The 21,610-nt window shown below is 72.7% G+C and carries 22 protein-coding genes; 19 read left to right on the top strand and 3 right to left on the bottom strand.

Features of this window, described 5'->3' with window-relative positions; translation table 11 throughout:
• The first annotated feature begins 48 nt into the window (after positions 1-48).
• The 3 genes from QWU11_RS28945 (at position 49) to QWU11_RS28935 (ending at position 2,247) form a co-directional block, all read left to right on the top strand.
• On the top strand, positions 49-663 hold the full coding sequence (locus tag QWU11_RS28945; protein WP_290117610.1) for a cellulose binding domain-containing protein: 615 nt from the start codon (positions 49-51) through the stop codon (positions 661-663).
• A gap of 27 nt (positions 664-690) precedes the next feature.
• A complete protein-coding gene (gene thiD, locus QWU11_RS28940; protein WP_290117609.1) occupies positions 691-1,479 on the top strand; it encodes a bifunctional hydroxymethylpyrimidine kinase/phosphomethylpyrimidine kinase in 789 nt (262 codons plus the stop codon).
• A gap of 144 nt (positions 1,480-1,623) precedes the next feature.
• The gene (locus tag QWU11_RS28935) at positions 1,624-2,247 is read left to right on the top strand and encodes a hypothetical protein (protein WP_290117608.1); all 624 of its coding nucleotides are present in this window, start codon (positions 1,624-1,626) and stop codon (positions 2,245-2,247) included.
• On the opposite strand, the gene QWU11_RS28930 is transcribed toward QWU11_RS28935, so the two are convergent.
• Together QWU11_RS28930 and rpmB are read right to left on the bottom strand one after the other, a co-directional pair.
• Complete coding sequence (locus QWU11_RS28930; RefSeq protein ID WP_290117607.1) at positions 2,244-2,735, bottom strand: metallophosphoesterase family protein; 492 nt, start codon at positions 2,733-2,735, stop codon at positions 2,244-2,246. The two genes, QWU11_RS28935 and QWU11_RS28930, sit on opposite strands and share 4 nt — an antisense overlap.
• A gap of 376 nt (positions 2,736-3,111) precedes the next feature.
• Positions 3,112-3,309: a 50S ribosomal protein L28 gene (rpmB, locus tag QWU11_RS28925; RefSeq protein ID WP_290117606.1), complete on the bottom strand. Its 198-nt coding sequence runs from the start codon at positions 3,307-3,309 to the stop codon at positions 3,112-3,114.
• Between the two features lie 179 nt (positions 3,310-3,488).
• Here rpmB and QWU11_RS28920 point away from each other — a divergent pair, with 179 nt between their 5' ends.
• From QWU11_RS28920 to QWU11_RS28905, 5 genes are all read left to right on the top strand, one after another.
• Positions 3,489-5,048, top strand: a complete 1,560-nt coding sequence (locus tag QWU11_RS28920; RefSeq protein WP_290117605.1) for a DAK2 domain-containing protein — start codon at positions 3,489-3,491, stop codon at positions 5,046-5,048.
• Positions 5,049-5,276: 228 nt separating this feature from the next.
• On the top strand, positions 5,277-7,454 hold the full coding sequence (recG, locus tag QWU11_RS28915; protein WP_290117604.1) for an ATP-dependent DNA helicase RecG: 2,178 nt from the start codon (positions 5,277-5,279) through the stop codon (positions 7,452-7,454).
• An 824-nt stretch (positions 7,455-8,278) separates the two neighbouring features.
• Positions 8,279-8,356 carry a putative leader peptide gene (locus QWU11_RS47475; protein ID WP_354670915.1) on the top strand — a complete coding sequence of 26 codons (78 nt, stop codon included), beginning with the start codon at positions 8,279-8,281 and terminating at the stop codon, positions 8,354-8,356.
• A gap of 38 nt (positions 8,357-8,394) precedes the next feature.
• Positions 8,395-8,997, top strand: a complete 603-nt coding sequence (locus QWU11_RS28910) for a HEAT repeat domain-containing protein (RefSeq protein WP_290117603.1) — start codon at positions 8,395-8,397, stop codon at positions 8,995-8,997.
• Positions 8,998-9,467: 470 nt separating this feature from the next.
• Positions 9,468-10,046, top strand: a complete 579-nt coding sequence (locus QWU11_RS28905; RefSeq protein ID WP_290117602.1) for a hypothetical protein — start codon at positions 9,468-9,470, stop codon at positions 10,044-10,046.
• Here QWU11_RS28905 and QWU11_RS28900 read toward each other — a convergent pair.
• Positions 9,993-11,516, bottom strand: a complete 1,524-nt coding sequence (locus tag QWU11_RS28900) for an MDR family MFS transporter (RefSeq protein ID WP_290117601.1) — start codon at positions 11,514-11,516, stop codon at positions 9,993-9,995. The two genes, QWU11_RS28905 and QWU11_RS28900, sit on opposite strands and share 54 nt — an antisense overlap.
• 104 nt (positions 11,517-11,620) lie before the next feature.
• Between QWU11_RS28900 and QWU11_RS28895 the strand changes: the two genes are divergently transcribed.
• The 11 genes from QWU11_RS28895 to QWU11_RS28845 all read left to right on the top strand — a co-directional run bounded on the left by QWU11_RS28895 (position 11,621) and on the right by QWU11_RS28845 (position 21,600).
• On the top strand, positions 11,621-12,337 hold the full coding sequence (locus QWU11_RS28895; protein WP_290117600.1) for a TetR/AcrR family transcriptional regulator C-terminal domain-containing protein: 717 nt from the start codon (positions 11,621-11,623) through the stop codon (positions 12,335-12,337).
• 27 nt (positions 12,338-12,364) lie between these two features.
• Positions 12,365-12,931, top strand: a complete 567-nt coding sequence (gene rsmD / locus QWU11_RS28890) for a 16S rRNA (guanine(966)-N(2))-methyltransferase RsmD (protein ID WP_290117599.1) — start codon at positions 12,365-12,367, stop codon at positions 12,929-12,931.
• 28 nt (positions 12,932-12,959) lie between these two features.
• Complete coding sequence (gene coaD, locus QWU11_RS28885; protein WP_290117598.1) at positions 12,960-13,439, top strand: pantetheine-phosphate adenylyltransferase; 480 nt, start codon at positions 12,960-12,962, stop codon at positions 13,437-13,439.
• 99 nt (positions 13,440-13,538) lie between these two features.
• Positions 13,539-14,123 (top strand): YceD family protein, encoded by a 585-nt coding sequence (locus QWU11_RS28880; RefSeq protein ID WP_290117597.1) that lies wholly within the window; start codon positions 13,539-13,541, stop codon positions 14,121-14,123.
• Position 14,124: 1 nt separating this feature from the next.
• Positions 14,125-14,301 carry a 50S ribosomal protein L32 gene (gene rpmF, locus QWU11_RS28875; RefSeq protein WP_285569124.1) on the top strand — a complete coding sequence of 59 codons (177 nt, stop codon included), beginning with the start codon at positions 14,125-14,127 and terminating at the stop codon, positions 14,299-14,301.
• A gap of 171 nt (positions 14,302-14,472) precedes the next feature.
• Positions 14,473-15,186 (top strand): ribonuclease III, encoded by a 714-nt coding sequence (rnc, locus tag QWU11_RS28870; protein ID WP_290117596.1) that lies wholly within the window; start codon positions 14,473-14,475, stop codon positions 15,184-15,186.
• A 34-nt stretch (positions 15,187-15,220) separates the two neighbouring features.
• A complete protein-coding gene (mutM, locus tag QWU11_RS28865) occupies positions 15,221-16,078 on the top strand; it encodes a bifunctional DNA-formamidopyrimidine glycosylase/DNA-(apurinic or apyrimidinic site) lyase (RefSeq protein ID WP_290117595.1) in 858 nt (285 codons plus the stop codon).
• Positions 16,079-16,321: 243 nt separating this feature from the next.
• Positions 16,322-16,600 (top strand): acylphosphatase, encoded by a 279-nt coding sequence (locus QWU11_RS28860; RefSeq protein ID WP_290117594.1) that lies wholly within the window; start codon positions 16,322-16,324, stop codon positions 16,598-16,600.
• A 168-nt stretch (positions 16,601-16,768) separates the two neighbouring features.
• Positions 16,769-16,966, top strand: coding sequence for a hypothetical protein (locus QWU11_RS28855; protein ID WP_290117593.1), 198 nt, complete (start codon positions 16,769-16,771; stop codon positions 16,964-16,966).
• 428 nt (positions 16,967-17,394) lie between these two features.
• Entirely contained in the window at positions 17,395-21,051 is a 3,657-nt protein-coding gene (gene smc, locus QWU11_RS28850) for a chromosome segregation protein SMC (protein ID WP_290117592.1), read from the top strand.
• Positions 21,052-21,198: 147 nt separating this feature from the next.
• Positions 21,199-21,600, top strand: a complete 402-nt coding sequence (locus QWU11_RS28845) for a globin domain-containing protein (protein ID WP_290117591.1) — start codon at positions 21,199-21,201, stop codon at positions 21,598-21,600.
• Positions 21,601-21,610: the final 10 nt, after the last annotated feature.

The following is a 21,610-nucleotide window of genomic DNA, read 5'->3' as shown; positions in this document are numbered from 1 at the left end:
ATGACTAGTGTGCTTTTGGTATACATCCCGAGACCGGAGAGGGACGGGATGGGACGACACACCAAGATCGTGGAAGACGGCGTTCCGGACGACGAGGGCTCTCGCCGGCGCCGGAGGGTCGGCAAGGTGCCGCTCCTGCCGGCGGTCTCCGGTGTCGTGGCGATCGGTGCGGTCGTGTCCGCCGTCAGCACGCAGCAGATCTCACTGAACTTCGCCGGCGGCCCCCCGACGGCCCAGAAGGCGCAGCCACAGGTCAGCGAGTCCGCCCAGCCCAACGGCCGGCACAGCCGGCGAACCGCGCGCGATGACTCGTCGCTGACCCCGCGTGAGGGCAGCCGGGTGAGCCGGGGGACGAGCCGGACCGCCATCACCGTCGCGCTGCGCACCGTCTCGACCTGGCGCGCCGGATACCTGGGCCAGGCGACGATCACCAACCGCGGCGCCAGATCGGTCAACGGCTGGACGCTGACCCTGCGCTACCCGCAGACGAAGATCATCTCTGCCTGGGACGTGAAGATCATCCGTAAGGGAGACACGCTGGTGGCAGGCAACCCGGCCGACCGGCCCACCATCGCCCCGGGAAAGTCGGTGAAGGTGTCCTTCACCGCCAAGGGCGCCGTCGCGCGCCCGACCATCTGCTCGTTCAACGGGAAAGCGTGCTGAGCGGCGGCTCCCCGTAGGCTTGAGATCATGACTCCCCCTCGCGTGCTCACGATCGCCGGATCCGACTCCGGCGGCGGCGCGGGCGTCCAGGCCGATCTGAAGACCATGCTCGCGCTGGGCGTCCACGGGATGAGCGTCGTCACGGCGGTCACCGCGCAGAACTCCCTCGGCGTCCAGGGCTACTGGGAGCTGCCGCCGGAGGCCGTACGCGCCCAGCTCGACTCCGTGCTGTCCGACATCGGCGCGCAGGCGGTGAAGACGGGCATGCTCGCCTCGTCCGCGCTGGTCGCGACGGTGGCCGAGGTGCTCGCGGACGTGGACGCGCCGATCGTGGTCGATCCGGTGGGCGTCTCCAAGCACGGCGACTCGCTGCTGGCCCCGGACGCGCTGGACACGATGCGCGCCCAACTCCTCCCGCTCGCCACCATCGTCACCCCGAACCTCTGGGAGGCCGAGCAGCTCACCGGTGTCAAGGTCGACGAGGAGAGCCGCCTGCGCGAGGCCGCCGAGGCGGTGCTCTCGCTGGGCTCCGAATGGGTGCTGGTCAAGGGCGGGCACCTCCCCGGCGAGCCGGTCGACCTGCTGTTCGACGGCACGCGCGAATACCGGTTCGCGGGGCCCCGGCACGACAACCGGCACACCCACGGCACCGGCTGCACGCTCGCCTCGGCCATCGCCTCCCGCCTCGCGCTCGGCGACGACGTGGTGAGCGCGGTCGGCCGGGCCAAGGAGTACGTCACCGGCGCGATCGAACACGGCTTCCCGCTGGGGGAGGGCATCGGCCCGGTCGACCACGGCTGGCTGCACCGCCGCTGACCCCGCACCGCCTTGCCGGCTCCGGGGAGATCGAAGTGTTCGACGGCAGGTCGTGGGGCCCGTACCGGCGGCTGCCCGGGGACGATGGCGTCATCCTCCGCGACGGGTACGGGGCGGGGTCCGGTGGCCGAGGAGGGCGCGTCCGTGCGTCCGCAGTCGGACGCGGTGGCCGACATGCGGTCCGCCGCCCGCTGGACCATCGCCGCGGCGGCGGGCGTCGGCGCGCTCCTGCTCGGCGGAGCGCCTCTGACGGCGGCGGGGAAGATCTCCCATACCGGGAACGCGATCATGGCCTACGCGCGCCTTGTGGTCGCTCTGGGGAGCGTGGCGTGGGCGATCTGGCGGACGGGTGAGGCCCTGATGCCCCGGATCACCACGCTCGCCGACCTGGACGACGCGGACCTGGCCGACCTGCGGGCGGCGATGGAGTGTGACCCGTCGGCGTTCTACGATCCGTTCGGCGCGGGACGGGAGGAGCTGCGCGCGGCCGTGGCGTTCCACGGACCGGTGGCCGCCGACCTCGCCGTCGCGGCGGCGGCCGAGACCGATCCGCACGCTCCCGCGCGCTGGCCCAGGGGCTCGCCGACGCACGCGCCGACGCCGGCCCGGCCCGCCTGCTGGAGTTCGCGCACGCGTGGAAGGTCCGCGGCGCGCCGCCACACATTGGTGGCGGCGGTCGTGGCCTTGGGGGCGGTCCTGTTCGTCGGCGCGACGCGCGAACCGGCGCCGGCCGAACCCGTCTCACCCGTCGCCGAGCGCGTCTCCTAGGTGACCGGCACGATCCGCGCCTCGACGATCCGTGCGTCCTCGACGTGGAGGAGGCCGACGGTGCCGTGTGGCTGGCGGCGACGGTCGGTGGGGGAGCCCGGGTTGAAGATCCGTACGCCGTCGCCGGTCTCGTCCATCGGGATGTGGGAGTGGCCGAAGACCACGAGGTCCGCGCCGGGGAAGCGGCGGTGCATGCGCGCCGTACGGCGGGCCGCCTGGCCGCTGTCGTGGATCATCGCGACCGGCAGGCCGGCCAGCTCGAACTCCAGCGTCTCCGGCGCACCCCACGCGGCGACGTCGGGCCCGTCGTTGTTGCCGCGCACGACCTTGACCGGCGCGTACGCGGCGAGTTCGTCCAGCACGGAGGGGACGCAGACGTCGCCGGCGTGCAGGATCAGGTCGGCGCCGCGCAGGTGCGCGGCCACGGCCGGGGGACAGCCGCGCCAGCGCCGGGGCGCGTGGGTGTCGGCGAGCACGACGACTCTCATCACCCCATCGTGCCCTCATGGCCCGCCTCGAAGCCCCGCCGCGCGGCGGGCGGCGTCCCGCCACGTGGTCGCCGGCCGAAGCGCCTGGACGCCGTACGAGACCGGCCCCTTGGGGCCGCCCCGCGGATGCCGTCCGGCGGCGGCGCAGCGGTCGTGCACGGCGAGCCCCCGCGCGGGCGCGCGCTGGGCCGCGGCCGCGGCGACGGCGACGGCGAGGACCGAGCGGTCGTTCGGCAGGACGGCGACCCGTCCCCGCTCCGTACGAGACCGGTCTGGGGGCGGACAGCCGAACGGCCGGTCCGTGTGGGAACCGGCCGTTCGTCGTGCCCGGTGAGAGCACGGTCTATGTGGGCGCCTCACGGCGCCCGGTGCGGCGTCAGCGCGCGGTGGGCCGAATGACCTTGCCCGCCTTGATGCACGACGTGCACACGTTGATGCGCTTGGTGGTGCGGCCGACGACCGCACGCACCCGCTGGATGTTGGGGTTCCAGCGGCGCGGGGTGCGGCGGTGCGAGTGAGAGACGCGCATGCCGAACCCCGGCCCCTTGCCGCAGACGTCGCAGACGGAAGCCATGGATGCGCTCCAAAGGGTTCGAGTGATGGCCCGAGATCGGGCGCTCGTCAAAAGAGGCCCGGACAGGGCACTCGGAAGAGAATAGCCGACCCCGCCCCACGGACGCGAATCGCCGGGGTACTGGAGCCACCCGTTCGATGTCCGGTAAGTCTATTGCGACGTGAATCTCTGGAGGTGGCGTGGGAGACCTTCTCGACGCTGAGGCCGTACGGCAGTGGTGCCGGCTTGCCGCGGAGGCGCTGGGCCGTACCCGCGCCGAGATCGACGCGCTCAACGTCTTCCCGGTTCCCGACGGCGACACCGGGACCAATCTCCACCTCACCGTCCTGGCGGCCTCGGAGGCGGTCGAGCGGCTTCCCGCCGACGCCGACGCCGCCTCGGCGTGGCGCGCGCTCGCCGAGGGCGCGCTGGTCGGGGCCCGGGGCAACTCGGGCGTGATCCTCAGCCAGATCCTGCGCGCGCTGGCCGAGATCCTCGGCGGGGGCGGACGGCTCGGGGAGGCGCTGCGGCACGCCTCGCGCCTGGCGGACCAGGCCGTCGCCCACCCGGTCCCGGGCACGATGCTCAGCGTCCTGCGTACGGTCGCCGGGGCCTGTCCCGACGAGGGCGAGGCCGGCGCGCTCGCCTGGAGCGTCGCCGAGGGCGCGCGAGCCGCGCTGCGCGAGACGACGGGGCAGCTCGAGGTCCTCGCCCGCAACGGGGTGGTCGACGCGGGCGCGGCCGGGCTCTGCGTGGTGCTGGAGACCTTCGCGGCGGTCGCGAGCGAGGAGTTTCCGCAGTCGTATGAGATCCCCCGCAGGAGCGCGCCCAGGGACACGTCCTGCGGGCCCGCCGAGACCGGCGGCGACTACGAGGTGATGTACCTCCTCGACGCCGGCGAGGATGCCGTCGCCGGGCTGCGTGCCGAGCTCGACCGGCTCGGCGACTCCCTCGTAGTCGTCGGCGGCGACGGCCTCTGGAACGTCCACGTGCACACCGACGACGCCGGCCCGGCGATCGAGGCCGGCATCCGCGCCGGCCGTCCCCATCGCATCCGCGTGACCTGGCTCCAGGCGCCCGCGGACCGGCACCCGCGCACCACCGGCCGCGGCGTGGTGACGGTGACCCTGGGCGAGGGGCTGACCGCGCTGTTCGAGGAGCACGGGGCGACGGCGGTACACCGTGAGCCGGGCGGCGCGCCGTCGCTGGACGAGCTGGCCGGGGCGATCGTACGGGCCGGGGACGAGGTCGCGGTCCTGCCGAACGACCGCTCGGTCCTCGCCGTCGCCGAGGCGGCCGCCCAGCGCGCGCGGGAGGACGGCGTACGCGTGGCGGTCATCCCGGCACGGGCCTCCGCACAGGGGCTCGCCGCGCTCGCCGTGCACGACCCGCTGCGCCGCTTCGACGACGACGTGATCGCCATGACGAGCGCGGCCGGCGCCACCCGGTACGGCCAGCTGGAGACGGCGGCCGAGGAGGCCGTGACCAGCGCCGGGATCTGCCGGCAGGGAGACACCCTCGGCCTGATCGACGGAGATGTGTCCGTGATCGGCGCGGACCTGTCCGACGTGGCGACGCGGATCCTCACCCGCATGCTGTCCGGCGGTGGCGAGCTGGTCACGCTGATCACCGGTGCCGGGCTCCCCGGCGACCTCGTCGAGACCGTACGGGAGCGGCTGCACGCGCACCGGCCGGACGTGGAGGTCGTGGTCTACGAGGGCGGCCAGGACCGCTACCCGCTCCTCATCGGAGTGGAATGAGCGGTCCCGGCCGAGCCCGCCGCCGGCCTGATCAGAAGGCCCCCGCGGCGCGCCTGATCGAGGTCGCCGGTGCCGCGCACGCCACCGGACGTGGGTGAGTACGCATCGGAGGGCGCGGAGGTTCAACGGTTCAGGAGATTTTTCGCGGCGGGGAGCGTGCCCTCCGGGTGGCGAGAGCCGATAGAAATGTCGGTGCCCGGCTGTTGGATGGCTGGTAAGGAAGGTTCTGTGACGACACTCGAGCAGCCACTGGTCAAGGCGGTGGGGCCGAAGGCGGCCAAGAAACTCGCCGCCCTCGACCTGGAGACCGCCGGGGATCTGCTGCGCCACTATCCGCGGCGCTACGCCCAGCGTGGCGAGCTGACCGACCTCGACAGCCTCGCCGAGGGCGAATACGTCACGGTGATGGCCGAGGTGGAAAAGGTCCAGGGCCGGCGGATCACCCGCAAGCCCGGCTACATCCTGGAGGTCACCGTCACCGACGGCAGCGGGCGGCTGACGCTGACGTTCTTCGGCAAGGGCGCGCACATCCCCGAGCGCGACCTTCCGCCGGGCACGCGCGGGCTCTTCGCCGGGAAGGTGACGTTCTACCGGTCCGGGCGGGGGGTCAAGCGGCAGCTCGTCCACCCCGAGTACAAGGCGGTCGCGGGCGACTCCGCCGACGCCGCGCGGGAGTTCGCCGAGGAGCTGATCCCGGTCTATCCCGCGACCAAGGGCCTGACGTCCTGGCAGATCGCCGACTGCGTACGGCTGATCCTGGACGGGGCCGACCTCGGCGCCGACTCGCTCCCCGACAAGCTGCGCAAACGGCACCGCCTGATCGGGCTGGCCAAGGCCTACCACGGCATCCACCGGCCGCAGGACATGGACGAGGCGTGGCGGGCGCGCCGGCGGCTCAAGTGGGACGAGGCGTTCGTGCTCCAGACCGCGCTGGCGCAGCGGCGGCGCGCGTCGGCGGAGCTGGCCGCGACGCCACGACCGGCGGGCGAGAAGGGCCTGCTGGCGGCGTTCGACGCGCGCCTGCCGTTCGAGCTCACCGAGGGGCAGCGGGAGGTCGGGGCCGAGATCGCCGCCGACCTCGCCCGCACCCATCCGATGCACCGGCTGCTGCAGGGCGACGTCGGCGCGGGCAAGACGGTCGTGGGCCTGCGCGCGATGCTCCAGGTCGTCGACGCGGGCGGGCAGGCGGCGCTGCTGGCGCCGACCGAGGTGCTCGCCCAGCAGCACCACCGCTCGATCGTGGCGATGCTCGGGCCGCTCGCCCAGGGAGGGCAGCTCGGCGGCGCCGACGACGCCACTCGAGTCGCCCTGCTGACCGGTTCGCAGGGCGCCAAGGCAAGGCGCGAGGGCCTGCTCGACGCGGCCTCGGGCGCGGCCGGCATCGTCGTCGGCACGCACGCGCTGCTGCAGGAGCACGTCCAGTTCGCCGACCTCGGCCTGGTCGTGATCGACGAGCAGCACCGCTTCGGCGTCGAGCAGCGCGACGCCCTGCGCGAGAAGGCCACCGGCGGACGCCCGCACGTGCTGGTCATGACCGCGACGCCGATCCCGCGGACGGTCGCCATGACGGTGTACGGCGACCTGGACACCTCGGCGCTGACCCAGCTCCCCGCCGGACGTTCCCCGATCGCCACGCACGTCGTACCGGCCGGCAACCGCGCCTACTGGGACCGCTCGTGGCAGCGGATCCGCGAGGAGGCGGGACAGGGCCGGCAGGCGTACGTCGTGTGCCCGCGCATCGGCGACGAGGAGGGCGAGCCGCCGCCGGACGCCTCCGAGGAGGAGGCCCGCCGGCCGCCGCTCGCCGTACTCGACGTGGCGCCCAAGCTCACCGAGGGCCCGCTGCACGGCCTGCGGCTCGGGGTGCTGCACGGCCGGATGCACCCCGACGAGAAGGACGCGGTGATGCGGAGCTTCGCCGCCGCCGAACTGGACGTGCTCGTGGCGACGACGGTGATCGAGGTCGGCGTCGACGTGCCCAACTCCACGGTGATGGTGGTGATGGACGCCGACCGGTTCGGGGTCTCGCAGCTGCACCAGCTACGCGGCCGGGTGGGCCGCGGCCGCCACGCGGGGCTGTGCCTGCTGGTGACGGAGGCGGCCGAGGAGTCGAAGGCACGCGAGCGCCTGGACGCGGTCGCGTCGACGCTGGACGGCTTCGAACTGTCGCGGCTCGACCTGGAACAGCGGCGGGAGGGCGATGTCCTGGGCGAGAGCCAGTCGGGCCGCCGATCGAGCCTGCGCCTGCTGACGCTGCTGAAGGACGAGGACATCATCCGCGAGGCCCGCACCGAGGCGACCGCACTCGTGGACGCCGACCCGGAGCTGCGCGAGCATCCGGCCCTGGCGGCGGAGCTGGCCGCCTTGCTGGACGAGGAACGGGCGGAGTACCTGGAGAAGGCCTGAGCGTCCGGGGGTCGACCGGCCCCGGCACGGGACGCGAGCCTGCTCGGTGCTCGGTGCTCGGTGCTCGGTGCTCGGTGCTCGGTGCTCGGTGCTCGGTGCGACTGCCACCCGGCCAAGTCGGCGACACCGGCGTCGAGAACGACCGGCGATCCCTGGTCCGTCACCGGTAACCGGTGCCATGTCACCGGCCACTGACAGGCTTCCGCGAGGGCGACCGGCGAGGCACGCACAGTGATCATTTTCCAGCGCGGGCACGTGGTCCTGCGCGGCCCGTCCGGCCCAGCGGCGTGACCGGCACCGCACCGGCGCACCAGCCGGAACGGAGCCCCTCCGCCGCCCGCTGATCGCCGGCTGGGCGGAGGAGGACCGGCGGCGCCTCGCCGGCTACCCCGAACGCCTCGCCCGCGAACGGGGAGGCCGACCCGCGAACGGCCCCGTGCCTGCCGTCCCGTGTCCGCTGCGCCGTGTTCGCCGCCCTGTGCCCGCCGCCGCGTGTTCGTCGCCCTGTCCGCGACCTTGTGTCCGCTGCGTCCTGCCGCCGTCTTCGGCCTGGCGGTCGCAGGCCCGGTGCGGCCATTCGCCAACGGCGGGGCCGATCCAGGCCACTCCGCCCGGCCGCCGCGCCTGCCGCGCCTGCCGGGCCGCGCCTGCCGGGCCGCGACCACCGGGCCGCGACCACCAGCCGCCGCGACCGGGCGCCGCCTCATACCGAGCCCGGAAAACCCCTCCAAATAGCCCCCTAGGCCACCCCTACACCCCTACCGAGAATCGATTCCCTACCTAATCGGTTGACAATAGAGGGATTCTCGTCCACGATCAGGACTGTGTACCGGAGAGCTCCGCTGGTCGTGCGCCTCCACGTCGATTTGCGACGTCAGGCCAGCTCGCTGTGTCGCCGGTGACCGCCTCACGCCGGCTCGACACATCTCCGGAGGAACCAATGACAGTCATCGACCTGCCCGTACACCAGTCCCACGGCCCGGCCGAAGAGGCCGGGAACCGCCTCGCCCGCGCGCTCGCCGACCCCGATGCCCAGGTGCGCCACGCCGCCGCCGGCGCCCTCATCGACGAACGTGAGGTGCTCGTCGGCGAGGAGGGCGTCCGCGCGCTCGTTCAGGCGGAGTCCGGCTCGGCCGATCCCTACGTCCGCGCGGTCGCCGCCGAGCTCGTCCGCGCGATGCGCGCGGCGGCCTGGGAGATCTACGCCCAGGCGCTCGACCGCGGCGACGACGCACGTGCCGAGACCGTGCGCGGGCTGGCCGTGCTGCGCGCCGCCCCAGAGCTCGGCGAGATCGCCCTGACCGACCCGGACTGGCGCGTCCGCCAGAAGGCCGCCGCCACGCTCGGCGCCATGGACAGCCGTTCGGCGATCGGCCCGCTCACGAGCGTCCTCGAAGACGACATCGTCGCGGTGCGCCGCACCGCCGTACGCGCCCTCGGCCGATGGGCGGCCGACCGCCACTATGCGCGTACGGCCCTGACCGGCGCCCTCGACGACCCGGACGCCGGTGTCCGCACCGAGGCCCGCTGGGCCCTCGCCTGAGGCCCGGAGCCCGGCCACGCGCCGTCTCCGGCCGGCCGGACCGGGCCGCCCAATACCGCGCGGGGGATTCCCGGAATCGGCGCCGGCCCCGAACGCGGCGCGGGGCGGGGCGGTGAACGACGCCCACGACGCCGACCTCGGCGTCCGCACCGAGGCTCGCCGGGCCCTCGCCTGACGCCCGGAGCCCGGCCCGCGCCACCTCCGGCCGAGGCCGCCCCACGCTGCGGGACCGGCCACCAGGCCCGAACGCGGCGAGAGGCGTGGCAGGGAGCGGCGCCCTCGACGACCCGGATACCGGCGTGCGCACCAGCGACCGCCGGGCCCTCGCCTCAAACCCGGCGTCCGCCCGCGTCCCGTCTCCAGCCGGCCATCTCCAACTCCGCGCCGCGGGAAACCCGAGAAACCGCCGCCGGTGCCGAACGCGGCGCGGGGCGTGGCAGGGAGCGGCGCTATGCGGTTACCCTCCCGCAGTGGACCAGAAGACCGACTTCCAGCTTCCGGTCGCCGCCGCGCCCGCGTATCTCACCGCGACCGTGGCCGCCGTCTCGGCCGCCGGGGCGCTCCTCGTCATGGTCATGGTCGGGTATCTCCTGGTCACGGCGGATCACATGTCGGGGACGCCCGTCGTCACGATGGTCTTCGTCTTCTTCCCGGTGCTCGCCTTCGGGCTGCTGGCGTCGGCGGCCGTGATGGCGCTGCTCGCCCGCGGGGAGTTCCGGCTGCTGCGCAACCCGCCCGTTTTCACCTCTGACGGCGTACGGCTGCGGGTGTTCGCGCGCCGGGGCTACGACGTCTTCGTCCCCTGGGAGCGCGTGTCTCGGCTGCGGATCGCCGACAAGGGGCCCCGGCCGTTCCTGACGGTCGAGGTGCCCGGCGCCGAGGACCTCGTCGGCGGCGACCCCGGCAAGGCCGAGCGCCTGCGCCGGACCGCCGAGCGGTTCGAGGGCGCCGCCTTCGTGTACGGGCTGCGCGGCGCCCTCATCCACGCCGAGGACCTAGACGCGGTCGTCGGCCGGCTCAGCGACGGGGCCGTCGCCCTCGACTACTGACGGCGCGCGGCGGCGGCCCGGCAGCAGCATGAGGGGGACGAAGGCGCAGGCGGCGATGCCCAGCGCCCACCAGAAGCTGTGCCCGAAGGCGTGGGCCAGGTGGGAGGGGGCTCCGGGCGTACGGACCGAGGAGACCGAGGCGATCGTGCCGGCGGCGGACGGGAACTCGTGCCGGATGTAGATCTGCAGCGCCACCGCCAGCGCGGCGATGCCGAACGAGCTGCCCACCCGTACGACGATGTTGCTGGCCGTGGTGGCCGCCGGGACCGCCGAGCGGTCGAGCCGCTGGTACACCGCGGCCATCAGCGACGGCATCATCGTGCCGTGGCCCAGCCCGACGACGAACGCCGCTACGGCGAGCACGACCTTGTCGGTGCCGGAGTCGAGCTGGGTGTAGACCGACAGCCCGGCCAGCGCGACGACGAGCCCGGACAGGGCCAGCAGGCGGGAGCCGATGCGGTCGGTGAGGCGCCCGGCGATCGGCATCATGACCAGCGCGCCCAGGCCCAGGGGTGCGAGCAGCAGCCCGGCGCGCAGCGGCGTGTCCCCGCGGACCGTCTGGAAGTAGACGGGTGACATGAACATCACGCCGAACACCGCGCCGGAGTAGAGGAACAATCCCAGGACCGAGGTCGTGAAGCCGCGGTCGCGGAACAGCCTGAGGTCCACCAGCGCGCGCTCGCCCCGCCGCAGCGCGTGCACCGCGAACGCGGTCACCAGCACCGCCCCGGCCGCCGCCCACCCGTACACCCGCGGGTCGGAGACGGAGTGCCCGTTGCCGGTCTGGGCGAGCCCGTACACCAGCACGGCGAGCCCGGGGGAGAGGAGTACGAGGCCGAGCGCGTCCAGGCGCGTGCCGCTCACGCGCTCGGTGTCGCGGGGCAGCCAGGCGACCGCGGCGACGAGCGCGATCGCGCAGATCGGCACGTTGATGAAGAACATCCAGCGCCAGGCGAGGTTGTCGACGATCGCGCCGCCGATGAGCGGCCCCAGCACCGGCCCGATCATCGCCGGCACCGCGACGACGCTCATCACCCGGCCCATCCGGTGCGGCCCGGCCTTGGCGGCCAGCATCGTCTGCCCGACCGGCAGCAGCATGCCGCCACCGACGGCCTGCAGGACGCGGAAACCGATCAGGCTGCTCACCGACCAGGCGGAGCCGCACAGCACCGATCCGGCGATGAACAGCACCAGCGAGATGATCCACATCGTCTTCCCGCCGAAGCGCCGTACGGCCCAGCCGGTCAGCGGGATCGTCATGGCGAGGGCGAGCGTGTACGCGGTGAGGACCCACTGGATGGTGGACAGGGAGGTGTGGAAGTCGCGGCCGAGCGTGTTGATCGCGACGTTCACGATGGTCGTGTCGAGGATGGTCATGATCACGCCGAGGGAGACGGCTGCCGCCAGCCGCCGCAACTCGGGATCGAACCCGGCCTCCGCCGTACCGGCCCGTTCGGGCTGTGTGGTCATGTCCCCACCCTTCGTCGTACGCCGTAGCACTTGGCCGTACACCGTAGCACTTAACCGTACGGTGTAGCGGTTGACCGCTACGGCGTACGGGTACGATCCCTGGCGTGACTTCGGAAGACGGCGGTACGGCGCGGGTGCCGATCTGGGCGCGCCCGCGCGCCCGGCGCGCGAGCGGCCTGACGCGTGAGGCGATCGTCGAGGCGGCCGTCGGGCTCGCCGACTCCGAGAGCCTGGACGCCGTGTCGATCCGCCGCGTCGCGACCGTGCTCGGCGCCCGCACGATGAGCCTTTACACCTACATCGACAGCAAGGACGACCTGCTCGACCTCATGGCCGATCAGATCGCCGGCGAGACGCTCATCCACGAGGAGCTGCCCGATGACTGGCGCGAGGCGATCACGCTGGTCGTACTGCGCTCACGCGAGGTCGGCCTGCGGCACCCGTGGCTCGTCGACCTGGCGAACCACCGCTCGCACTCCGTCGCCGGCCCGAACACCCTGCGGCACATCGACCAGTCCCTGGCCGCCGTGACGGGCCTCAAGCTGGACCCGCAGGAGGCCTTCCGGGTCGTCGCGGCGATCGACGACTACGTGCTGGGCTACGTCACCCGCGAGGTGCGCGAGCGCGAGATCCTCCGCCGTACGGGCGTCAGCGGCACCGAGCACCTGGCGGCCATCCGGCCGTACCTGCAGCGGCTCGTCGAGAGCGGGGAGTTCGCCAACGTCGCGCCGCTCCTGAGGGGCGACATCAAGGTCGCGGCCGACGACTTCCAGCGCGGCCTGCGGTGGATGCTCGACGGCATCGAACGCGATCACGCCTGACCGCCGCGACTGCGCCACACTGAGTGCGTGACCCGAGTCATCGCAGGCGCCGCCGGCGGCCGGCGCATCTCCGTGCCCACGGGCCGTGACACCCGGCCGACCAGCGACCGCGCCAGAGAGGGCCTGTTCGCCACCGTCGGCTCGCTGCTCGGCGACCTCGACGGCCTCCGCGCCGCCGACCTGTACGCCGGATCCGGCGCGGTCGGCCTGGAGGCCCTGTCCCGCGGCGCCGCGCACGTGCTGCTCGTCGAGGCCTCCCCGCGCGCCGCGAAGGTGATCAAGGCGAACGTCGCGGCGCTCGGCCTGCCCGGCGCCGAGCCGATCACCGACCGCGTCGAGCGGGTGGTGAAGAACACACCCGCGGAGCCGTACGACCTGATCTTCGCCGACCCTCCGTACGCCGTGAGCGACGAGGCCGTGATCGAACTGCTGGAGGCCCTGCGGGACAACGGCTGGCTCGCCCCCGGCGCGCTCGTCGCGCTCGAACGCGCCACTCGCGGTGAGCCCGTGCGATGGCCCGCCGGGTACACGGAGAGCAGGGCCCGTCGTTACGGCGAGGGCACGCTTTGGTACGGTCACGCCGCAGGCCACTGACGACTTCCTTGCAGAGGGGACTCACCTCGTGCGCCGTGTTGTCTGTCCGGGATCGTATGACCCCGTCACCAACGGACACCTCGACATCATCAGCCGCGCCTCGCGCCTCTATGACGAGGTCGTCGTCGCGGTACTCATCAACATCTCCAAGAAGAGCCTCTTCTCGGTGGAAGAACGCGTCGAGATGATCGGCGAGGTCACCAAGGAGTACGGCAACGTGGCCGTGGAGAAGTTCCACGGCCTGACCGTCGACTTCTGCCGCGACCGCGGCATCCCGGTGATCGTGCGCGGGCTGCGGGCGGTGAGCGACTTCGACTACGAGTTGCAGATCGCCCAGATGAACCACCAGATGGCCGGCGTCGAGACGATGTTCATGGCCACCAACCCGCTCTACTCGTTCCTGTCATCGAGCCTGGTCAAGGAGATCGCGCAGTACGGCGGCGACGTCTCCGGGCTGGTTCCCGAACCCGTGCAGCGACGGCTCACCCGGCGCTTCGCGGAGTCCTGACCGGGGCGGGAGAGACCGGCCTGGACGCGGCCGAGTTGGGGATGAGGCCCCGCGTTGGTACCCTTTCCAATCGACCTTGCCCGACAGCGGTGATACGCCATGCCTCACGGAAGCAGGAACAACCTGACTCGCATCGATCCCCGCGACCCATTCGTGATCGACACGCGCACACTGGGCCGTAGACCGGGATCGATGCGCAAGGACTCCTACACCGTGCCGGCTCCGGCGAATCTCGGCGTCGAGATGGTGGGTGTTCCCGAGGGCACCGATGTCGAGCTGGATCTCCGGCTCGAGGCGGTGATGGAGGGCGTGCTCGTCTCGGGCACGGCGCGTTCGCCTCTCTCCGGAGAGTGCGCGCGCTGCCTGGATCCGCTCTCCTCGTCGATCGAGGTCGAGTTCCAGGAGCTCTACGTCTACTCCGACACTCGCTCCGGCGAGAGCGCGGAGGACGACGAACGCCGTCTCGAGGGAGATTTCATCGATCTCGAGCCGGTGGTGCGGGACGCGATGGTGCTCGCACTGCCGCTGTCCCCGCTGTGCCGGGACGACTGTCCCGGGCTGTGCACGGAATGCGGGGTCCGGCTGGCCGATGCCGAGCCGGACCACCATCACGACGCCGTCGACCCTCGGTGGGCGGCTTTGCAGGGCATGTTGGATCAACGACAAGAAGACCAGGAGGGCTGACGTGGCCGTACCAAAGCGGAAGAAGTCGCGCAGCAACACGCGGCACCGTCGCTCGCAGTGGAAGACCCAGGCGCCGACGCTCGTGCGCTGCCCCCAGTGCCGCGACGAGAAGCTGCCGCACACCGCGTGCCCGACCTGCGGCACGTACAACCGCCGTCAGGTCATCGACGTGGCTTGAGGACGTCTCGGGGGCGGCGGAGTGCCGCCCCCGCCCGTCTCGCGACGAAGACTCGCCCGAGGCCGTGGCGGACGCCGGAGCCGACCCGGCGTGCGCCTCGCCCTCGCGGAACCTTCCGCGGAGGAGCACCGTGAACCCTGCCAACACCGCCTCCCCCACCGGGAGCGCCGTGTGAAGCCCGACCACTCGACCGCCGACCGCGGCGCACTCGCAGCCGCGCTCGGCGTCTCTCCAGAGCCCGAGCTGCTCGAACGCGCCCTGACCCACCGGTCGTTCGCGTACGAGAACGGCGGTCTGCCGACCAACGAGCGCCTGGAGTTCCTCGGCGACTCCGTGCTCGGCCTGATCGTCACCGACACGCTGTTCCGCGGCCATCCGGACCTGCCCGAAGGTCAGCTCGCCAAGCTGCGCGCCGCAGTGGTCAACATGCGCGCGCTCGCCGGCGTGGCCCGCCAGCTCGACCTAGGCGCCTACATCCGCCTCGGCCGGGGCGAGGAGGGCACCGGAGGCCGCGACAAGGCCTCGATCCTGGCCGACACGCTCGAGGCCCTGATCGGCGCGGTCTACCTCGACCTCGGTCTCAAGGCCGCCGACGCCCTCGTGCATCGCCTGTTCGACGCGCTGATCACCCGGTCGGCCAGCCTCGGCGCCGGGCTCGACTGGAAGACCTCGCTGCAGGAGCTGACCGCCACCGAGGAGCTCGGCGTGCCCGAGTACCACGTGGAGGAGAGCGGCCCGGACCACCAGAAGAGCTTCCGCGCGGTCGTCTCCGTCGGCGGCGCCGAGTACGGCCGCGGCGAGGGCCGCAGCAAGAAGGAGGCCGAGCAGCAGGCGGCCGAGGCGGCGTGGACGACGATCCGCGAGCGTTCGGCCGGCGCGGAGTGACGCGCCGCCGCGACGGCTGACGAGGGGGATCGTCGTGCCCGAGCTTCCCGAGGTCGAGGTCGTACGGCAGGGCGTCGAACGCTGGGTGTCCGGCCGGACGATCGAGTCCGCCACGGTCCTGCACCCGCGTGCGGCGCGGCGCCACGTCGAGGGCCCCTCGGACCTGGCCGCCCGCCTCACCGGGCGCCTGGTCTCCGGCGCGCGGCGGCGCGGAAAGTACCTCTGGCTGCCCGTCGGCGACGACGAGGCGCTGCTGGCCCACCTCGGCATGAGCGGCCAGCTGATCGTCGGTGAGCCCGGCCGCCCGTACGAGAAGCACCTGCGGGCCCGGTTCACCTTCACCGATGAGGGCCTCGATCTCCGGTTCATCGACCAGCGCACCTTCGGCCACCTGATGCTCACGAGCACCACGGAGGACGGCGTGCCGGAGCCGATCGCGCACATCGCGCCGGACCCGCTGGAGAAGGCCTTCGACGAGGAGGCGTTCTTCGGCGCGCTGCGAAGGCGCCGTACCGCCCTCAAGCGCGCGCTGCTGGACCAGTCGCTGATCAGCGGGGTGGGCAACATCTACGCCGACGAGGCGCTGTGGCGCGCCAGGCTGCACGGACTGCGGCCGACCGAGACCCTGACCAGGCCGGAGGCGTCGCGCGTCCTGACGGCGGCGAGAGAGGTCATGGGGGCCGCCCTCGCGGCCGGCGGGACGTCCTTCGACAGCCTCTACGTCAACGTGAACGGTGAGAGCGGCTACTTCGAGCGGTCACTCAACGTGTACGGACGCGAGGACGAACCCTGTTCGCGGTGCGGCACCCCGATCCGGCGGGACGCCTTCATGAACCGCTCCTCTTACACCTGCCCCACCTGCCAGCCCCGCCCCAGGCGCGCGAGGGCCTGACCCTGGCCTGAGCATGGGTTCCGGACCGTCCGGGTTCGGTCAGGTGCGATGGACCGAGCGGGTTGAACGGATCATGCCGCGGTGCTAGCGGTGCAACTTTCATGATTCATTTCACGCGAAGGGCGGCGCCGGCACGGGCGCCACGGCCGGATCGGCGCCGCCGGGCCCGTGACCGACCGGCGTCGCGCCGCGACCGTCCGTCTATGGGCGTTCTCGCCCCGAGCCGGGCTAGGATCGCCGTTCGTGGAGGAGCAGACACGGCTGACCGCCTGGGTCCGCGGTCACGTCCAGGGCGTGGGTTTCCGGTGGTGGGTGCGTTCCAGGGCGCTGGAGCTGGGCCTCACCGGCTCGGCGAGCAACCTCCGTGACGGCCGCGTCGAAGTGGTCGCCGAGGGGACGCGCGAGGCCTGTGACGACCTGCTCGCTCTGTTGCGCGGCGGGCGGACCCCGGGAATGGTGAGCGGCGTCGTCGAGCGGTGGACGGACCCCCGGGGTGATCTCCGTGGCTTCGTCGAACGGTGATCGCTCGGAGAAGTCTGCTAAACTCGGATAGACAGGTTGTTACGTGTCTGTGACATCTGTCTTGACCGGCTCTCGGGCCGGTGCGACCCTAGTTGTTAACGCGCATCTTTTCGGCTCTCAAGTGCGCGATCATTCCTGCTGGTCACTCAGCGTGGAGGACCCTTAATCATGGCGAAGGCTCTACTCGGCCACGTCGGCGGTCCGGACCCCCGCATGGTTGCGGAGATGCGGCGCCTTCAGCAACGTGTCCGTGACCTGGAGGCCGAGCTCGTACGGCTCCAGTCCGAGAACGACACGCTCGCGGCGGTCGCTGACAACGAAGTCATGGCGCTGCGCGCCAACGACCGCGAACCGGCTCTGACCTGACGGTCCGGCCGCTCCTTAAAAGGGACGTCGATCATGACGTCCCTTTTTGTTGCCCTCAATTGTCATCGACCGCGCGCGGCCAAAGGTTGTTCCACGACCGCAACGGCGAGGCAATCACTTCGACAATGCACGTGTGATCATGTTTTCCCCAGGTCAGCCGCTCATCTGATCGAGCGGGCGCATTCACGCCCGCCGCGGTCGGGGGCGGCGCCTGCGGGCACCGGACGCGCGTCCGAATGAGGGACGGGTCCATTCCGGCCCCGGCACCGGCTCGCCGGGCGCCGGGGGCGTTCTCCCCGAGAGACCCACGCATCGCGATCGATCGTGGCACATTTGGGGATGTCAGATGCCGGTCGCGGCAGCCCCGGCCGGTATCGTTCGCTCAGGCCAGGCCCCCCGGCACGCTCCCGGAAAGGATCGGTGGACGCTTGTACTTGAAGAGCCTCACCCTGCGCGGCTTCAAGTCCTTCGCGTCCTCGACCACGCTGCGCTTCGAACCGGGCATCACCGCCGTCGTCGGGCCCAACGGCTCCGGCAAGTCCAACGTCGTCGACGCCCTGGCCTGGGTGATGGGCGAGCAGGGCGCCAAGTCGCTGCGCGGCGGCAAGATGGAGGACGTGATCTTCGCGGGCACCTCCTCGCGCCCGCCCCTCGGCCGCGCCGAGGTGCTGCTCACGATCGACAACACCGACGGCGCGCTGCCCATCGACTACACCGAGGTCACGATCAGCCGGCTGATGTTCCGGTCGGGGCAGAGCGAATACTCCATCAACGGCGACTCCTGCCGCCTGCTCGACGTCCAGGAGCTGCTGTCGGACTCCGGCATCGGCCGCGAGATGCACGTGATCATCGGTCAGGGCCAGCTCGATCGGGTCCTGCACTCGGGCCCCGAGGGACGCCGCGCGGTCGTCGAGGAGGCGGCCGGCGTCCTCAAGCACCGCAAGCGCAAGGAAAAGGCCCTCCGCAAGCTCGACGCGATGCAGGCCAACCTCACGCGCGTCCAGGACCTCACCACCGAGCTGCGCCGCCAGCTCAAGCCGCTCGGCCGGCAGGCCGAGATCGCCAGGCGGGCCGCCACCATCCAGTCCGACCTGCGCGACGCGCGGGTCCGCCTGCTCGCCGACGACCTGGTCACGCTCAGCGGCCGGCTCAAGCAGGAGGCCGCCGACGAGGCCACCGTACGTGAGCGGCACATCTCCGTGGAGCAGGCCCTCGCCGCCGCCCAGGAGCGCGAGACCCTCCTCGAGGCCGAGGCCGCCGAGCAGGCGCCGCTGCTGACCCGCGCCCAGGAGACCTGGTACTCCCTGTCCTCCCTGCGCGAGCGCCTGCGCGGCGTCGGGGAGGTCGCCGCCGAGCGCCACCGCCACGCCGCCGAGGCACAGGGGGAGGAGCGCCGGGGCCGCGATCCAGAGGACATGGAGCGCGAGGCCGCCGAGGTGCGCGAGCAGGAAGAGGTGCTCGCCGAGCGCCTGGAGGCGGTCGAGGAGGTGCTGACCGAGTCCGTACGCGAGCGCTCGGAGGCCGAGTCCGCGCTCGAACTCGAGGAGCGCCGCCTGCAGACCGCCGCCCGCGCCGCCGCCGACCGCCGCGAGGGGCTGGCCCGGCTGCGCGGCCAGGTCGGCGCGCTCGACAGCAAGATGCAGGCCACCGAGGCGGAGATCGGCCGGCTGGCCGACGCGCGAACGGCCGCCGAGGAGCGCGCCCGCGTCGCCGAGGCCGAATACTCCTCCCAGGAGACCCAGACCGCAGAGGACCCCGAGCTGGCCGCCGAGCACGAGCGCGCCCAGGAGATCCTCGACCAGGCCAAGGAGTCGGCCGACCAGGCGCGTGAGGCCGTCGACGCGCCCCGGCGCGCCGTGCGCGAGGCGCACGAGCGGGTCGGCGCGGCGCGCGGCGCCGACCAGTCCGCGCAGAAGGAGGCCACCGCGCTGCAGGCGCGGGTCGAGGCCCTCGACCTGACGCTGGGCAGCGCGGCCGACGGCGGGGAGATCATCCTCGGCGCCGGCCTCGACGGCGTGCTGGGCACGCTCGCCTCGCTGCTGTCCGTGCGCCCGGGCGCCGAGGCCGCCGTCGCGGCCGCGCTGGGCGCCGCGGCCGAGGCCGTGGCGGTCGCCTCGCTCGACACCGCCGAGGCCGCCCTGACGATGCTCCGCACCGGCGACGCCGGCCAGGCCGGCCTCGTGGTCGGCGACGGCCCGGCCGCCGGCGGCGAGCGCCCCGCTCTGCCCGGCGGCGCGCGGTACGCCACCGACCTGATCACCGCGGCCGAGTCCGTGCGCCCGGCCGTGCACCACCTTCTCGCCGGCGTCGTGGTCGTCGACGACCTGCCCGCCGCGGTGGCGCTCGTCCGCGAGGCGCCCTCCCTGCGCGCGGTCACGCGCGACGGCGACCTGCTCGGCGCCCACTGGGCCCTCGGCGGGGGCGGCGGACGGCAGAGCCCGCTGCAGATGCGTGCCGCGCGCGACGAGGCCGCCGAGCGGCTCGCCGCGACGCGGGAGAAGGCCGAGCGGACCGCCGAGGCGCTGGAGGAGGCCGTCTCGGCCGAGCAGCGCGCCCAGGCGGTCCTGGAGGCGGCGCAGGCGGCCGTGGGCGAGGCCCAGGCCGGTGTCAACCGCGCCCAGGCCGGGCTGGACCGCGTACGCGCCCAGCTGCGCGAGGTGGCCGCCGAGGCCGCCCAGGAGGCCAAGCACGTCGCCCGGCTTCAGGCCGCCGCCCAAGCCGCGCACCAGGAGACCGAACGCCTGTCCGCGTCCGTACGGGCCGCCGAGGAGGCGCGCGAGCGCGACACCGAGGCCCGCGCCCTGCTCCAGGAGCGGCTGGAGGCCGCCGAGGCCGAGCCGATGGAGGAGGACGACCAGGACACCGAGCGCCGCGACGAGCTGGCCGGCCGCTGCCAGGAGCTGCGCTCGGCCGAGATGGAGGCGCGGCTCAACGTCCGTACCGCCGAGGAGCGGGTCACCGCCATCACCGGCCGGGCCGACCAGCTCCTGCGCGCGGCGGCGCAGGAGCGCGCCGAGCGCGCCCGCGCGGCCGAACGCCGCGAGCGGCTCGCCCGCGACGCCCGCGTCGCGCAGGCCGTCGTCATCGGCGCGCGCGAGGCGCTCGTCCGCATCGAGAGCTCCATCGCCGCGGCCGTCGCCGAGCGGGAGGCCGCCGAGAAGGCGCGTGCCGCCCGCGAGGAGGAGCTGAAGGCCATCCGCACCCGGGTGCGCGAGCTCACCGGCGAGCACGAGCGGCTCCTCAACGTCGCGCACGGCAGCGAGGTGGCGCGTGCCGAGCGACGCCTGCGGCTGGAGCAGATGGAGGAGCGGGCGATGGAGGAGTTCGGGCTGGAGGTGGACGTGCTCATCGCCGAGTACGGTCCGGACCAGCTCGTCCCGCCGGCGCCCGACGCGGACGAGGACGCCGCGCCCGAGCCGTACGACCGGGCCAAGCAGGAGAAGCGCGCCAAGCAGGCCGAACGCCAGCTCACCCAGCTCGGCAAGGTCAACCCGCTGGCGCTGGAGGAGTTCGCCGCCCTCGAAGAGCGGCACGCCTTCCTGACCTCACAGCTGGAGGACCTCAAAAAGACCCGCCGCGACCTGCTGACGGTCGTCAAGGAGGTGGACGAGCGGGTCGAGCAGGTGTTCACCTCGGCCTACGAGGACACCGCCCGCGAGTTCGAGGGGATCTTCTCGCGGCTGTTCCCGGGCGGCGACGGGCGCCTGTCGCTGACCGAGCCGCAGGATATGCTCACCACCGGCATCGAGGTCGAGGCGCGGCCTCCGGGCAAGAAGGTCAAGCGGCTGTCGCTGCTGTCCGGCGGCGAGCGCTCGCTCGTGGCCATCGCGTTCCTCGTCGCCATCTTCAAGGCGCGCCCGTCGCCGTTCTACGTGCTCGACGAGGTCGAGGCCGCGCTCGACGACACCAACACCCAGCGGCTGCTGGGCATCTTCGAAGAGCTGCGCGAGTCGTCTCAGCTCATCGTCATCACGCACCAGAAGCGGACGATGGAGGGCGCGGACGCCCTCTACGGCGTGAGCATGCGCGGCGACGGTGTGACCCAGGTCATCAGCCAGCGCCTGCGCGAGCCCGAACCCGCCTGACACGCCGTATCCGGGCCGTCTTCCGGTGTCTTTCCTGCGTACGCCCCTGTCGTCACATCCGTCTCTTAACTAACCCTGCGTAACACTTGCGTAAGGACCTGCGAGTCGTTAGGAATTGGAGTCTTCAGCCAGAGGAAGGGCCCCCACATGGACGCTCAGCGATTGAAGTCCAACTTTGCGCAGGTCGCCGACCACGGTCTGGAAGTGGCCGATTACTTTTACGCGGATCTGTTCGAGCGTAATCCCAGCTACAGGTCCCTTTTTCCGGCTTCGATGGCGCAGCAGCACAAGGTCCTTCTCGCGGCGCTCGCGCAGATCGTCGAATGGGTCGACAACACCGACGAATTGGTTCCCTACCTCCAGCGGCTGGGCCGGACCCACGCGGGCTTCGGCGTGACCGCCGGGCACTACCCGGAGGTCGGCGCGAGCCTCGTCGCGACGCTCAAGTACTTCAGCGGCCCCTCCTGGACCCAGGAGCTGGAGAAAGACTGGGTCGCCGCGTACGGCGTGGTCGCCGAGGTCATGGTGAAGGCGGGCGAGGAGGCGTAGTCGCGCGCCC

It is taken from the genome of Actinomadura sp. DC4 (assembly GCF_030406325.1).
GTDB lineage: Bacteria > Actinomycetota > Actinomycetes > Streptosporangiales > Streptosporangiaceae > Actinoallomurus.
This window is presented reverse-complemented; position numbering and strand designations above follow the sequence as displayed.

Bases quoted from the DNA above. Each gene is read 5' to 3' on its own strand.
- QWU11_RS28945 (WP_290117610.1), top strand. From the start codon at position 49: ATGGGACGACACACCAAGATCGTGGAAGACGGCGTTCCGGACGACGAG.
- thiD (WP_290117609.1), top strand. From the start codon at position 691: ATGACTCCCCCTCGCGTGCTCACGATCGCCGGATCCGACTCCGGCGGC.
- QWU11_RS28930 (WP_290117607.1), bottom strand. From the start codon at position 2,735: ATGAGAGTCGTCGTGCTCGCCGACACCCACGCGCCCCGGCGCTGGCGC.
- rpmB (WP_290117606.1), bottom strand. From the start codon at position 3,309: ATGGCTTCCGTCTGCGACGTCTGCGGCAAGGGGCCGGGGTTCGGCATG.
- QWU11_RS28910 (WP_290117603.1), top strand. From the start codon at position 8,395: ATGACAGTCATCGACCTGCCCGTACACCAGTCCCACGGCCCGGCCGAA.
- QWU11_RS28900 (WP_290117601.1), bottom strand. From the start codon at position 11,516: ATGACCACACAGCCCGAACGGGCCGGTACGGCGGAGGCCGGGTTCGAT.
- QWU11_RS28880 (WP_290117597.1), top strand. From the start codon at position 13,539: ATGCCTCACGGAAGCAGGAACAACCTGACTCGCATCGATCCCCGCGAC.
- QWU11_RS28855 (WP_290117593.1), top strand. From the start codon at position 16,769: ATGGCGAAGGCTCTACTCGGCCACGTCGGCGGTCCGGACCCCCGCATG.
- QWU11_RS28845 (WP_290117591.1), top strand. From the start codon at position 21,199: ATGGACGCTCAGCGATTGAAGTCCAACTTTGCGCAGGTCGCCGACCAC.